The organism is Niallia yueguangensis (assembly GCF_052663115.1).
Genome location: NZ_JBQTCX010000007.1, coordinates 59141 through 71951 on the forward strand (window position 1 = coordinate 59141; position 12811 = coordinate 71951).

13 protein-coding genes and 1 tRNA gene are annotated in these 12811 nt (G+C 35.4%); 12 read left to right on the forward strand and 2 right to left on the reverse strand.

Going from position 1 to position 12811, the window contains the following annotated elements; all coding sequences use genetic code 11:
• The first annotated feature begins 181 nt into the window (after nucleotides 1-181).
• From ACTYA4_RS08470 to racE, 4 genes are all read left to right on the forward strand, one after another.
• Nucleotides 182-814 carry a TetR/AcrR family transcriptional regulator gene (locus ACTYA4_RS08470; protein WP_443480677.1) on the forward strand — a complete coding sequence of 211 codons (633 nt, stop codon included), beginning with the start codon at nucleotides 182-184 and terminating at the stop codon, nucleotides 812-814.
• Nucleotides 814-2079 (forward strand): MFS transporter, encoded by a 1266-nt coding sequence (locus ACTYA4_RS08475; RefSeq protein WP_443480678.1) that lies wholly within the window; start codon nucleotides 814-816, stop codon nucleotides 2077-2079. Before ACTYA4_RS08470 ends, ACTYA4_RS08475 begins: the two co-directional genes overlap by 1 nt.
• 167 nt (nucleotides 2080-2246) lie before the next feature.
• The gene (locus tag ACTYA4_RS08480) at nucleotides 2247-2705 is read left to right on the forward strand and encodes a MarR family winged helix-turn-helix transcriptional regulator (RefSeq protein WP_443480679.1); all 459 of its coding nucleotides are present in this window, start codon (nucleotides 2247-2249) and stop codon (nucleotides 2703-2705) included.
• Nucleotides 2706-2715: 10 nt separating this feature from the next.
• Nucleotides 2716-3513, forward strand: a complete 798-nt coding sequence (gene racE, locus ACTYA4_RS08485; protein ID WP_443480680.1) for a glutamate racemase — start codon at nucleotides 2716-2718, stop codon at nucleotides 3511-3513.
• An 83-nt stretch (nucleotides 3514-3596) separates the two neighbouring features.
• Here the strand turns inward: racE and ACTYA4_RS08490 are convergent, their stop codons facing one another.
• Nucleotides 3597-3803 carry a DUF5316 family protein gene (locus ACTYA4_RS08490; RefSeq protein ID WP_443480681.1) on the reverse strand — a complete coding sequence of 69 codons (207 nt, stop codon included), beginning with the start codon at nucleotides 3801-3803 and terminating at the stop codon, nucleotides 3597-3599.
• A 283-nt stretch (nucleotides 3804-4086) separates the two neighbouring features.
• Between ACTYA4_RS08490 and ACTYA4_RS08495 the strand changes: the two genes are divergently transcribed.
• From ACTYA4_RS08495 to ACTYA4_RS08510, 4 genes are all read left to right on the forward strand, one after another.
• On the forward strand, nucleotides 4087-5157 hold the full coding sequence (locus tag ACTYA4_RS08495) for a GerMN domain-containing protein (RefSeq protein ID WP_443480682.1): 1071 nt from the start codon (nucleotides 4087-4089) through the stop codon (nucleotides 5155-5157).
• Between the two features lie 214 nt (nucleotides 5158-5371).
• Nucleotides 5372-5965: an XTP/dITP diphosphatase gene (locus ACTYA4_RS08500; protein ID WP_443480683.1), complete on the forward strand. Its 594-nt coding sequence runs from the start codon at nucleotides 5372-5374 to the stop codon at nucleotides 5963-5965.
• Nucleotides 5966-5975: 10 nt separating this feature from the next.
• On the forward strand, nucleotides 5976-6488 hold the full coding sequence (locus tag ACTYA4_RS08505; RefSeq protein WP_443480684.1) for a metallophosphoesterase family protein: 513 nt from the start codon (nucleotides 5976-5978) through the stop codon (nucleotides 6486-6488).
• Between the two features lie 138 nt (nucleotides 6489-6626).
• Nucleotides 6627-6700: transfer RNA gene (locus ACTYA4_RS08510), tRNA-Arg, on the forward strand.
• Between the two features lie 482 nt (nucleotides 6701-7182).
• Here the strand turns inward: ACTYA4_RS08510 and ACTYA4_RS08515 are convergent.
• Nucleotides 7183-8016, reverse strand: a complete 834-nt coding sequence (locus ACTYA4_RS08515; RefSeq protein ID WP_443480685.1) for a hypothetical protein — start codon at nucleotides 8014-8016, stop codon at nucleotides 7183-7185.
• A gap of 548 nt (nucleotides 8017-8564) precedes the next feature.
• Between ACTYA4_RS08515 and ACTYA4_RS08520 the strand changes: the two genes are divergently transcribed.
• The 4 genes from ACTYA4_RS08520 (at nucleotide 8565) to ACTYA4_RS08535 (ending at nucleotide 12801) form a co-directional block, all read left to right on the forward strand.
• Nucleotides 8565-9593 (forward strand): agmatine deiminase family protein, encoded by a 1029-nt coding sequence (locus ACTYA4_RS08520; RefSeq protein ID WP_443480686.1) that lies wholly within the window; start codon nucleotides 8565-8567, stop codon nucleotides 9591-9593.
• Between the two features lie 22 nt (nucleotides 9594-9615).
• Nucleotides 9616-10494 carry an N-carbamoylputrescine amidase gene (gene aguB / locus ACTYA4_RS08525; protein WP_443480805.1) on the forward strand — a complete coding sequence of 293 codons (879 nt, stop codon included), beginning with the start codon at nucleotides 9616-9618 and terminating at the stop codon, nucleotides 10492-10494.
• A 499-nt stretch (nucleotides 10495-10993) separates the two neighbouring features.
• Nucleotides 10994-12022 (forward strand): FecCD family ABC transporter permease, encoded by a 1029-nt coding sequence (locus ACTYA4_RS08530; RefSeq protein WP_443480687.1) that lies wholly within the window; start codon nucleotides 10994-10996, stop codon nucleotides 12020-12022.
• Nucleotides 12019-12801 carry an ABC transporter ATP-binding protein gene (locus tag ACTYA4_RS08535; protein ID WP_443480688.1) on the forward strand — a complete coding sequence of 261 codons (783 nt, stop codon included), beginning with the start codon at nucleotides 12019-12021 and terminating at the stop codon, nucleotides 12799-12801. Before ACTYA4_RS08530 ends, ACTYA4_RS08535 begins: the two co-directional genes overlap by 4 nt.
• Nucleotides 12802-12811 lie beyond the last annotated feature (10 nt).

Genomic DNA, 12811 nt, shown 5'->3' on the forward strand with positions numbered 1-12811 from the left:
ATTCAAGAGAAGAAAGTGTAAAAGTTTTAAAGTTAGATAGATGTCTAGCTACAGCGCCTACCCCTTGTGAAAAATAACCCTTTGCCTCTAAAAGTAAAAAGCACTTTTTGAGTCAAATGAACATTTTTCTTCAGGGCTGATCAAGGCGCTTCCGCTTTTCTTATATTTGGAGGGATTTACTTTGTCACCGAAAATTTCTGAAGAGGAAAAAGAGAAACGGCGCATGCAAATTATTCATGCTGCTATTGAAGTGTTTAAACGCAAAGGATACGAAGCTTCTACTATGCAAGATATTGTCGAGGAAACAGGGATGAGCCGGGGGTGGGTGTATCTTTATTTTTCAAGCAAAGAAGACATGATGCAGGCAATCCTTGTTACGAATCAAAAAGAACAAGATACACTGTTCAAAACCTTGTTTACGAGTGAGCATTCCGTTTGGGCAGGGGTGAATAAGATTTTCGACATAATGGAAGCGCAGTTGAACGATGCTTCTGATGATCTAATCATCGCTGTGTATGAATATTTTCTCAGTGGATGGAGGCTGTCGGATCGTCGTTCGTTTCTTGATAGTCATTTTGAAAAAAAGCATGAATCTTTATTTTACTATTTACAAAAGGGAGTCGCAAACGGGGAGTTTAAACCGGAAGTTGATCTAGAAGTAATTATGAAAATGATCACTTCCTATTTCGACGGCCTTTTGCTTCACACAAAATCAGCCGGTTGTAAAAATGTTCGTGTGAAGGAACAGCTAATTCTTTTTAAGTCGATATTAAAAAAGGTTCTACAAGTTCATGATTTGGAAGGGGATTTATAATGGCCATTTTTAAAAATAAGCTATTTACAAAATTATTTTTAGCCTCCTTTGCCTCCCAGCTTGGAACGACGATTGGCAACGTTGCATTTGCATTTTATTTATTAGACCATTTCAGCAAACAGCCATTTTATGCGACTATTGCCGAATTAATGTACTCACTGCCAATTTTAGTTGTATTCTTTTTCGTTGGTGTTGCTGCCGATCGATTAGACAGAAAGAAAATAACGGTATACTCTGACTGGATTCGAGCAGGCTTAACAGTTCTATTATTAGTAACGCTGTACTTCAATGTTTTGTGGCTTGCTTTTGTCATTTTATTCATTCGCAGTGCTGTATCTAAATTTTTTGCGCCAGCAGAAATGTCCATATTACAAGGAGTTCTTGATAAAGAACAGTATATGCAGGCGTCTGGGCTTAATCAAACAGTGCTCGGATTGTTTATGTTATTCGGCATGGGGATTGGGGCAATTTCTTATCACTATATAGGAATGATTGGAACGGTGATCATTGATGGAATCAGCTTTGTTGTTTCTGCCATATTAATCAGCAGCTGCGCTATTCCTCTTGAGGCAAGACTTCCAAATGGGAAAACTAATGTAAAAGAAATGAATATTTCTACTGTTAAAAACGATTTTAAAGAAGGGCTAACCTATATACTTCATTTCAAATTATTAAAATCGATTGTTTCCGGCTTTTTAGTGTTTGGCTTGATTAATGGCTGCTTTGCTGTTCTCCCGCTTTTTACGATGAAATACAAATTGGCGCCTAGTCATTATGAGCAGTATGCTTCCTTGTTTTCGATATTTTTAGGAATTGGTTTTTTGCTTGGGAGTGCAATTGCCAATCAACTTATTAAAAAGTTTAAAGTTCATTCTGTTGTGATTAGTGGCGTCTTTTTGAGTGGTGTTTTTACACTTTTGCTGGGGACGTTTGAAAAGGCTTGGCTTTATTTTATCATCGTAGTGATTATAGGAATTATTTTAGCACCAGTAAATGTGGCACTGTCAGGATGGATGACACAATTAGTTGAACCTACATTTATGGGAAGGGTTTCAGGGTGGATTGATCCATTAATGATGCTATCCCATTCTGTTTCACTCGGAATCATTGCAGTTATTTTCCCGGCCTTAGTCAAGGTGGATACGATTTATTTTGCAATCGGTATTTTATTGGTAGTAGTTGGAGGGTATTATCTTCTTACGTTGCCGAAGTTGGCGAAAAAACATGTGAAAGTAGATATAGTTGCAAATACAGAAATAAAATAAGTGTCAATAAAGAGCATAACTTCATCTATAAATAACAATCCTTTCCTTTCTGTTATCAATTTACGTACAAGGATTTGTAGATTATAATTGTATTAATTGGGCATAAAGGAAATAATGTAGGAAACATCGTGAAATTTTAACTGGATAGATATTAGGAGATGTAATAGATGAATGTAGAAGAAAAAAACTCAAAAGAGTATATTGATATTATTGCAACGGTTGAAAAAGATATGAGGTACATATCAGGGATTATTAAGCAAAAAGGTCGGGAAATTTTAAGTAATTATACGATTACTCCGCCACAATTTGTTGCATTGCAGTGGCTGTTTGAAGATGGAGATATGACAATCGGCGAGCTTTCTAATAAAATGTATCTTGCTTTTAGTACGACAACTGATTTAGTCGATCGAATGGAGAAAAATGTCCTTGTGCAGCGTGTGAAAGATCCGAATGACCGAAGAGTTGTCCGAATACATTTATTAGATGAAGGAAAAAGATTAATTGATGAAGTGATCAAAAAACGACAACAATACTTGGAAGAAGTATTGGGCGATTATTCGTTTAAGGAAGTTGAACAATTAAAGGATACGTTTATGCGATTACATCAAGAAATGCGAGAAAAATGAGGCGGTTTTTTTGGAAAGAGCAATTGGGGTTATAGATTCGGGAGTCGGCGGGCTGACAGTAGCCAAAGAAATTATGCGCCAACTCCCATATGAAAACATTATTTATTTAGGCGATACGGCGAGATGTCCTTATGGCCCAAGAACGGGAGAAGAAGTAAAAACATTTACTTGGGAAATGACCAGATTTTTATTGCAAAGAAATATAAAGATGCTTGTCATCGCTTGCAATACGGCAACTGCAGTCGCATTAGAAGAAATAAAAGAGCAGTTGCCGATACCGGTTATTGGCGTCATTATTCCAGGAGCCCGCACGGCGATAAAAGTGACAAAAAATAATAATATCGGTATGATAGGCACGATTGGAACTGTAAAAAGCAAAGCATATGAAAAAGCGTTAAAGCAAATTAATTATCGGGTGAAAACGGAAAGCCTTGCCTGTCCTAAGTTTGTACCATTAGTGGAAAGTGGAGAATACGGTGGTGCTGTTGCTAAAAAAATTGTAGCAGAGACATTAAAGCCATTAAAAGATACGGAAATTGATACACTTATTTTAGGTTGTACCCATTATCCTTTGCTTGAAAAGGTGATTCGCAAGGAAATGGGAACTTCTGTTAAAGTAATTAGTTCTGGTGCAGAGACGGCAAGGGAAGTAAGTACGATTCTTTCCCATAATAATCAGCTCGCTTCTTATACGAATAAACCAACCCATCTTTTTTTCACGACAGGCTCAAAAGACATATTTGCGAGGATTGCATCCAACTGGCTTAAACAGAAGATTCAAACAGTAGAAACGGTTAAACTGACATAACGAAGCAAATGCTTCGTTTTTTATTTGGCTAATAATGTTGTTTTTGTAAGAAGTAAAGGACCTCTTTAATGGTTTATTTTTGTCTATAGAAAGTAAATTAATCCAGCAACCCCTAAAGAAATTAATCCAACTAAACCAGAAATCATTGCTACTTTTGTCCTGAAATTCCTATCGTCTTTTGTTTCAGTATAAAAATTAGCTCTTTGTTGTTGTCCATCCGTCCAAGCTCCAATAAAAATGCCAGAAATAATCATTCCAATAATACCAACAATAAAAAACAACTTTAACATGTACGTTTCTCCTTTCCATTCATTGATTTATTTACGTTTCAAAGTATAAATTCGTTTCATAAAATTTTACAGTTTTTAAATAACTGGGGCTTTTGTTGAAGATAAGGAAACACAAATTTTGTAAAATAATAGGTTTAGGCTTAGTTCTACTTTAATAGAGACAAGCCTATTTATTTTTTTTGAATTCTATTTAGTAAAAAAGAAATTTTTCACGCCTAAACGGTCTAATTTATAAAATGACTCGTATATATATTAGTACAAACCGTCTTAGGAGTGATGAATGATGTCTAAGCATAAAAAAACAGTCATCGTTTCAGCCGTAGTTATTTCCACAATGATGCTTTCTGGATGTAGTTTATTTGGTGGGGACAATAAAGTGAATGACGATCCGCCGAAGAAGATTACATATAGTGATAATGCAGCGAAGGAAAGTGGTAATACTACTGCTAAAGAAACAAACGCCAAAGCACCAGCTGAAAATTCTATTGCCACTGAATTGTATTTACTAGATAAAGATGGCTATGTTGTACCGCAAACAGTCAACTTGCCAAAAACTAAAAGCATCGCAACAGAAAGCTTACAATATTTAGTGAAGAATGGACCGGTAACGGATTTGCTTCCAAATGGTTTTCAGGCAGTTATTCCACAAGATACAAAAGTAAGCGTCAATATAAAAGACAAAGTGGCTACTGTTGATTTTTCCAAAGAGTTTAAAGAATATAAAAAAGAAGAAGAAGCGAAAATTTTACAATCTATCACATGGACGTTAACACAATTTGATTCCGTTGATTCGGTGAAGCTGCAAATTAATGGAAAAGAATTAACGGAAATGCCGGTGGATGGTACACCAATTCAAGGTCCTTTAACACGCTCGATAGGAATTAATATAGATACTAATGATATAACCGATATTACGAATACAAAGCCATTAACTGTTTATTATATTGGCGGTGAGGCGTCGGCATACTATTATGTGCCTGTAACAAAACGTGTGAGCAATACAGAAGACAATAATATCACAGCAGCAGTAGAGGAACTGGTGAATGGTCCTGGGCAAAATTCTCCATTAGTATCTGGAATGGCGACAGATGTTGCCTTGCTTAATAAACCGACTGTTGAAGATGGCAAAGTAACGTTAAACTTTAATGATTCCATTTATAATAGCTTTAATGACGAGGAAAAAACGGTTTCAGATGATGTTCTAAATTCATTAGTATTATCATTAACAGAGCAAGAAGGAATTGAAAGTGTTACTGTTGAAGTAAATGGTAAAGCAGATTTGCAAAATGAAGAAGGCAAAAATATATCAGAACCTGTATCTCGTCCGCAAAAAGTGAACACAGGTAGTTATTAAAAAAGAATTTTTGCTATAATAAATAGAAACGGAAAAGGGTATGCAAATGATGCTGCCCTCTTCTTTTTGAAAAAAATAAGATGTGTCTTCACTTTATATGAAATGTTGAGCTAATTTGTCCAACTTCAAGAAACCACTTTCAATTTAAAGGTAGTATAATTATGTAAAGCTGTTGGAATAAGATTGACTATACTAATACATATAGGAGAAAAAAATGAAAGAAATTATTATTGCTACTAAAAATGAAGGCAAAGCTAAAGAATTTGTGCAAATGTTTGCACCCCTTGGCTACGCGGTGAAAACATTGCTCGATTATCCAGAAGTACCTGAGGTTGAGGAAACAGGAACTACTTTTGAAGAAAATGCGATTTTAAAAGCAGAAACAGTTTCTAAGCTCATAGGAAAAGTTGTTATTTCCGATGATTCAGGATTAATAGTAGATGCACTAAATGGGGAACCTGGGGTATATTCTGCGAGATATGCAGGTGAACAAAAAGATGATCAAGCGAATATGGATAAAGTGCTCGCTGAACTAGAAGGAGTGCCAACAGACAAAAGAACCGCACGTTTTTGCTGTACGCTAGCTGTAGCAAACCCAACAAAGGAGACGTTAACCTTTACGGGAACTTGTGAAGGGATTATATTAGAAGAAAAACAAGGAGAATTCGGCTTTGGCTATGATCCAATTTTTTATGTAGTGGAAGAAGAAAAAGCAATGGCTGAATTTCCTCCAGAAAAGAAAAATACTATAAGCCACCGAGCAAACGCGTTACAGAAATTAAAAGAACAATTACATTCTGTTTTATAGGGGGAGTAGAATGAAGGTTCTCATTGTTAGCGACAGTCATGGATTAGTAGACGAATTAGGCGAGTTAAAAATAAGACATAAAGAGGAAGTAGATTTGTTCCTCCATTGTGGAGATTCTGAACTTCCGGCAAATGAAAAAGCAATGAATGGCTATGCAACCGTTCGGGGAAACTGTGATTATGAAGAAAAGTATCCAAATGAGCTCGTGAAAGAAAAAGACGGTGTGAAGATTTTTGTAACGCACGGCCATCTTTACGGAGTAAAATCTTCCATTACCAGCCTTTCTTATCGTGCGAAGGAATTGGGCGCCCATATTGCTTGTTTTGGACATTCGCATTTTTTAGGGATGGAAATGATCGATGATATTCTTTTTATTAATCCAGGAAGCTTAAGATTGCCAAGAGGAAGAACAGAAAAAACATATGTCATTTTAACGATCGAAAAAAATCAATATACAACAGAAGTATATGATTTTAACAAAGGGAAGCTAACAGAATTAACGTCAACATTCCCATTATCTTAAAGGTTTTCACTATTTTCCTAACAAGGAAAGAAAAAATTTCTTTGTTAGGAAAAAGTTTTTAAAAACTGTTGACTTTAATATAGATAACACATATAATAAATATTGTCCTCGTGAGGAATAAATAAAAAATAAAATCATGTCCCAGTAGCTCAGCTGGATAGAGCAACGGCCTTCTAAGCCGTCGGTCGGGAGTTCGAATCTCTCCTGGGACGTCATAAGGTTCTTTTTACACAAGATAGAACCAGTACTAAATACTCGTGAATGTTGATATATCAATGTTTACGAGTATTTTTTGTTTTTCGAGAAAAAGGCTGAAAAAGATAGGTTTTTAAATTTTTTTACACAAATTTTACACATTAACTAGCCTATATTTCGGTTGTTCTTTCTGCATCTTCTTCACGTAATTCGTTAACCTCAAAAGAAACCAGCGACCGTACGCATAATAACTGAAAGAAACCCTTCTGTTATTAAGAAGGGTTTACTTCATTAAACATTAGTTTTTTGTGTTTTAAGTTCAAACAATTTATTAATAGCATATGAACTAATTGCAAGGGAAGGAATTCCTATAATAAAATACCAGAGATTTTTCGGCATTAAAATATTGTAAAAATATAAAAATAGTACTGCCCATGCAAATACCGTTAAATATTTTAAAGTCTTTTTCAAAATATTCACCACACTTAATATGATCAATTTAATATATGTTTATCCATCCATTGTTAGGTTTTTTGTCTCTTTTGTCAATCTGTTTTGCAATCATAGTACCAACATCGGTGTAATCCAAAGCGATCGCAACTGCAGCTCCAACTGCCCAAGCCAGTTTGTCGGCTCCCCAAGCTTTTAATCTGCTTGTAACTGTTTTAGTGAAGATTCTTTGAGCTTCTTTTTTTCCTTTGTTAATAATAAATGATTGGATTGCCCCAACTCCACCACCTACGGCAACACCAATAGCTACATTTAATACTGAACCGGCAAAATTTACTCCAATTTTTATATCTCCTTTAATAGAAGCTGAAGCAGTGTTGACACCAACAGTTTGTGTTAGAGCATCATTTAAAAAGGAAACTTGATTGGTAGAATTATCGCCGGGAATTTCTTCTAGTTCAGTTTCTAGTTCTTCTTGTGCTGAACCTAGGTTATTATATGTATCAGAATTTTCATCAAAGAAACTAATTAGTGCATCTTGATATGCTTCTTTTTCTTCTCCCTCTAATCCTAATAAGGTTACTTGCTCTTCTACTACGTTATTAAATTGCTTTTTTTCTTCCTTATTCATTTCCTGAATGGATACATTTTCAACTGCTTCCGCCAGGTCAAAATCTTTAGATAGTACTTCTTTATCTAGTTCAACATCTGTTGTAATTCCTTGCACTTCTTCAGTTGCTAAAACATCTGCTATTGAAGAAACCGGTTCTTGTGTTTCTTCGATAGAAGGATTAGCAAAGCTTGTTAAAGTAGATAGAGAAGTAGCGATTAATGCTACTACCGTTAAACAAGAAATTTTTTGAAATAAATTTAACTTTTTCATAACTTTCCCCTTTATTTCTATAATTTTCAAAATGCAGAATACATTCTAACATAGAAAAGATGAAAATCTACTAATGTTTTTTAAAAAAAGTAGATTTTGTGAGCAAACAGGTAAATCGACTCAATACAAAAAATCTCCTTATAGTAAGAAAGGAGGAATAACAATGTACGATAATAAAATAAGATGCCCAGAATGCGGTGAAAACTTTAGATTGAACGACCACATTCGTATATTTTACGAAGAGAATAATATTGGTAAAAGAAATTAATGGAACGTATATTAAAGCTTATTGCTTAAATGAAGAGACAGCCACGTATTCTTAAGATTGATTCTATCTTTGTTGTTTTCATTGTTCGGATTAAAAAAAGGAGTTCAAATCTATTCCTATAAATTTCGTGATCCCATAATCCCTATTATCCCCTCCCCCACAAACAAAATAATTCTATTGAATTTCCCGTCCTAATTATGTGATAATGATTTCAGATTGATCTTTTTAACTGTTGCTACAATGCTTAATACTAAATATAAAATAATAAAGAGGTATATAGATGGTTCCAAAAAATTTACATTATAAAATGCCGGCAGAATGGACGGAGCATGAGCGTACTTTTGTTGCATGGCCTGTGCAAGATTCTATGTGTTTCCCTGAGGATTACGAACAGGTAGTCAAGGAATATTATGTTGAGCTTGTAAAAGCGATTGCAGAATTTGAACCTGTCACAGTAGTAGTAAATCCTGATGATGTGGAACAGGTAAAAAATTATTTTTCTGAAGAGAATGTTGAATTGCTGGCAATTGCCCATAATGATGCGTGGATTCGTGATAATGGTCCTACTTTTTTGACTAATGAGGAAGGACATATTGCGGGGGTTAATTGGAAATTTAATGCTTGGGGAGGAAAGTATGCTCCTTGGGATTTAGATGATCAAGTGGCGCCAAGCATCCTCGATCATTATGGTGTGAAACGTTTTGATGCACCGCTTGTAATGGAAGGCGGCTCCATCCATGTAGATGGGGAAGGAACGGTTATCACAACAGAGGAATGTTTATTAAATCCGAACCGTAATAAAGAAATGTCCAAAAGTGAAATTGAGGACTATTTAAAGCAATACTTAAATATTGAAAAAGTGATATGGTTAAAACGTGGTTTAAGTGGTGATGAAACGGATGGCCATGTCGATAATATCGCTTGCTTTGCAGCGCCTGGAAAAGTGTTAATTCAAGTTTGTGATGATCCGAATGATGAAAACTATGTGATTACGCAAGAAAATCTTGAAATATTAAGAAATACGACAGATGCAAAAGGAAGAAAGCTGGAGATTATTTCGATCGGGCAGCCGCCAATGGCTGAGTTTGACGGCAGCAGACTGACATTAAGCTATTTAAACTTCTATTTTGTAAACGGAGGAATTATTCTTCCTGTCTTTGGAGGCAATGCGGAAGAAGCGGATCAAATGGCTGAACAAGTATTAGCTTCTGTTTATCCTGAAAGAAAAATTCGCAAAATTAATGGCATGTCCATCATAAAAGAGGGCGGCAATGTTCACTGCACGACCCAACAGATGGTAAAAATATAGTTGGAAAATGAGGGGATAAATGATGAGAAACGTAAAAGTAGCAGCGACACAAATGAGCTGTTCCAATAATATAGAAGAAAATATTCGCAAAGCAGAGTCCCTTGTTAGACAAGCAGCAGAGAAGGGAGCACAAATCATCCTGCTTCAAGAACTTTTTGAAACACCATATTTTTGTCAAAAAGAAAAAGCGGATTATTATGTGTATGCAACAGAATTAGAGCAAAATAAAGCTGTCAATCATTTTCGACAAATTGCTAAGGAGCTTCAAGTAGTGTTGCCAATTAGCTTCTATGAAAAGAAAAATAATGCACGCTACAATTCTTTAGCTGTTATTGATGCAACTGGAGAGGTGCTTGGATTATATCGCAAAAGTCATATTCCAGACGGTCCTGGTTATGAAGAAAAGTTTTACTTTAACCCAGGGGACACTGGATTTAAAGTTTGGAATACACGTTATGGGAAAATTGGGATAGGGGTATGCTGGGATCAGTGGTATCCTGAAGCAGCTAGATGCATGGCATTAATGGGAGCAGAAATCATTTTCTATCCTACTGCAATTGGATCGGAACCACAGGATGGAGACATCGATTCAAAAGACCACTGGCAAACTTGTATGCTTGGACATGCTGCAGCTAATCTAGTTCCGGTTGTTGCGTCCAATCGTATTGGGGTTGAAGAAGATGAAGATTCTAGCATTACTTTCTACGGCTCCTCCTTTATCGCTGGCCCTCAAGGGAACAAAGTAGTTGAATCAAGCCGTGATAACGAAGATGTCATCGTTGCGGAGTTTGATTTGGATCAATTAGAAATTCAGCGTATTGAGTGGGGAATTTTTAGAGACAGACGCCCTGATTTATATAAAACAATTGCCACTTATGATGGAGAGCAAATCATAAAATAGTGGAATGTAAAGATAAGAAAAATAAAGAGGCACTTATGAATGTTGTTAAATCAATGTTCATGAGTGTTTTTTTTATTTACAGAAAACTTGAAAAGTTGATTTTGTTGTATCATTCTAACATTATTTTTTTCAAATTTAAAAATCACATCATTTTAGACACATGATGTTAAAAAAACAAGCAATGATAATGAGATTTTATCATATAAGCGTTGTCATTATGACATTTATTTGAATTTTCCGACAAATATCTAGATGGAATGACACTTCTGGAATAAAATACATATTATTCATATACAGTTATCATTACTTATCATTAAATCATCTTTTTCATGCTTTTAAAGGGGGGATATATTAAATGTTGGAAGGAAGGAGTGGGATGTAGTTAAAAGCAGTATAAAGTAAATATCATCTATATGAAGAAGTGATTAACTGATAAAAAAATGACATGCAACACTACTGTAAGATTGATGAATATTGAAAATAAAAAATAGGTGATATAGTGAACAAATCCAGCAGCAGAAACAATTTTACTATTATGAGCATCCTTGTATTATTAACAATAATAGTATTTTTTAGTTCATTTATTGTAGGGCGGTATTCGGTGCCATTAGATCAGTTGCTTCATATTTTTTATGCTAAATTATTTCATCTTCCTCAGACTTGGCCTGATATAACTGAAACAGTAGTATTTAATGTCCGATTTCCAAGAATTGTAGCAGCCATGATCGTTGGTGCTGTTTTAGCAGTGGCGGGATCGGCCTATCAAGGATTATTTAGAAATCCAATGGTGTCGCCGGATATTTTAGGTGCATCTGCCGGTGCTGGTTTTGGTGCTGCAATTGGTATCTTGTATTCCTTTCATACGATAGGAATACAATTATCATCTTTTCTATTTGGATTAGGTGCAGTGGCACTAACATATTTGCTTAGTCACTTTGTTGACAGCAAAGAAAACGAAGTGCTTATTCTAGTCATTACCGGTATGGTTGTTTCTACCCTTTTTTCATCTTTTATTTCGATTATTAAATACGTAGCGGATCCTTATAGTAAACTCCCAGCAGTCACATTTTGGCTAATGGGCGGGCTTGGATCGATTACGAATAAAGACCTGCTATTTGTATCGATTCCCATTTTTATTGGGGTTGTTCCTTTATTGCTTTTGAGATGGAAACTAAACATACTCTCTTTTGGAGAAGAGGAAGCAAAATCACTGGGGATTAATACAACATTGATTCGAATCATTATCATTACTTGCTCCACACTTATTACTGCAGCTGCTGTCTCCATTAGTGGAATTATTGGCTGGATAGGACTTATCATACCTCATTTAACAAGATTAATTGTTGGTCCTAATTACAAAGTGCTGTTGCCAGCCTGTCTGCTTATTGGAAGTTCCTTTTTATTACTGGTTGATAATATCGCTCGAAGCTTATTTTCTATGGAAATACCTCTTGGAATCGTGACATCCATCATAGGTGCTCCTTTTTTTATTCTTATACTGATAAATGGAAAGAAGAAGATATTATGATATTAGAAATTAACAAAGCGGCTTGTGGTTATGGAAAGCATCCAGTTATAAAAGATATTTCTTTACAGATTAAATCAGGAGAAATATTGAGCTTGCTCGGTCCGAATGGAGTTGGGAAAACGACGTTTTTTAAAACAATTCTTGGATTTTTAAAATTACAAAGTGGAGAGATTTTATTAGATGGTGAAAATATAAAGAATTGGTCCAGAAAACGCTTAGCTCAAGCGGTAGGGTACGTACCTCAAGCTCATAATGTCCCATTTCCGTTCACTGTTCTTGATGTAGTGACGATGGGGAGAACTGCTCATCTAGGTCCATTTTCCTCCCCTTCTTCATCTGATGTAGAAATTGCGGAAGAAATGATAGAAGCATTGCAAATTTCCTTCTTGCGAAATAAGATCTACTCGAAAATTAGCGGAGGTGAAAGGCAACTAGTTCTTATTGCGAGAGCTTTAACGCAGCAGCCAGGCATTCTTATCATGGACGAGCCTACATCAAATTTGGATTTTGGCAATCAAATCAGAGTGCTTCAACAAATTAAACGGCTTTCTGAGCAAGGATTAGCTGTCATTATGACAACCCATTTTCCTGACCATGCTTTTCTTTGTTCTACAAAAGCTGCATTATTACAGAAAAACAGGGAATTTATTATTGGCAAAGTAGATGATGTTGTAACAGAAGAAAATTTAAAATCTGCGTATGGAATCAATGTGGGAATTATGATGAAGGAAACAGAAGAAGAGGAAACAATCAAAACCGTTGTTCCATTGTTAAATTAATTGTAAAGGC

Coding starts and splice junctions, on each gene's coding strand:
- ACTYA4_RS08475 (WP_443480678.1), top strand. CDS start 814: ATGGCCATTTTTAAAAATAAGCTATTTACAAAATTATTTTTAGCCTCC.
- ACTYA4_RS08480 (WP_443480679.1), top strand. CDS start 2,247: ATGAATGTAGAAGAAAAAAACTCAAAAGAGTATATTGATATTATTGCA.
- ACTYA4_RS08490 (WP_443480681.1), bottom strand. CDS start 3,803: ATGTTAAAGTTGTTTTTTATTGTTGGTATTATTGGAATGATTATTTCT.
- ACTYA4_RS08495 (WP_443480682.1), top strand. CDS start 4,087: ATGTCTAAGCATAAAAAAACAGTCATCGTTTCAGCCGTAGTTATTTCC.
- ACTYA4_RS08500 (WP_443480683.1), top strand. CDS start 5,372: ATGAAAGAAATTATTATTGCTACTAAAAATGAAGGCAAAGCTAAAGAA.
- ACTYA4_RS08505 (WP_443480684.1), top strand. CDS start 5,976: ATGAAGGTTCTCATTGTTAGCGACAGTCATGGATTAGTAGACGAATTA.
- ACTYA4_RS08515 (WP_443480685.1), bottom strand. CDS start 8,016: ATGAAAAAGTTAAATTTATTTCAAAAAATTTCTTGTTTAACGGTAGTA.
- ACTYA4_RS08520 (WP_443480686.1), top strand. CDS start 8,565: ATGGTTCCAAAAAATTTACATTATAAAATGCCGGCAGAATGGACGGAG.
- aguB (WP_443480805.1), top strand. CDS start 9,616: ATGAGAAACGTAAAAGTAGCAGCGACACAAATGAGCTGTTCCAATAAT.
- ACTYA4_RS08535 (WP_443480688.1), top strand. CDS start 12,019: ATGATATTAGAAATTAACAAAGCGGCTTGTGGTTATGGAAAGCATCCA.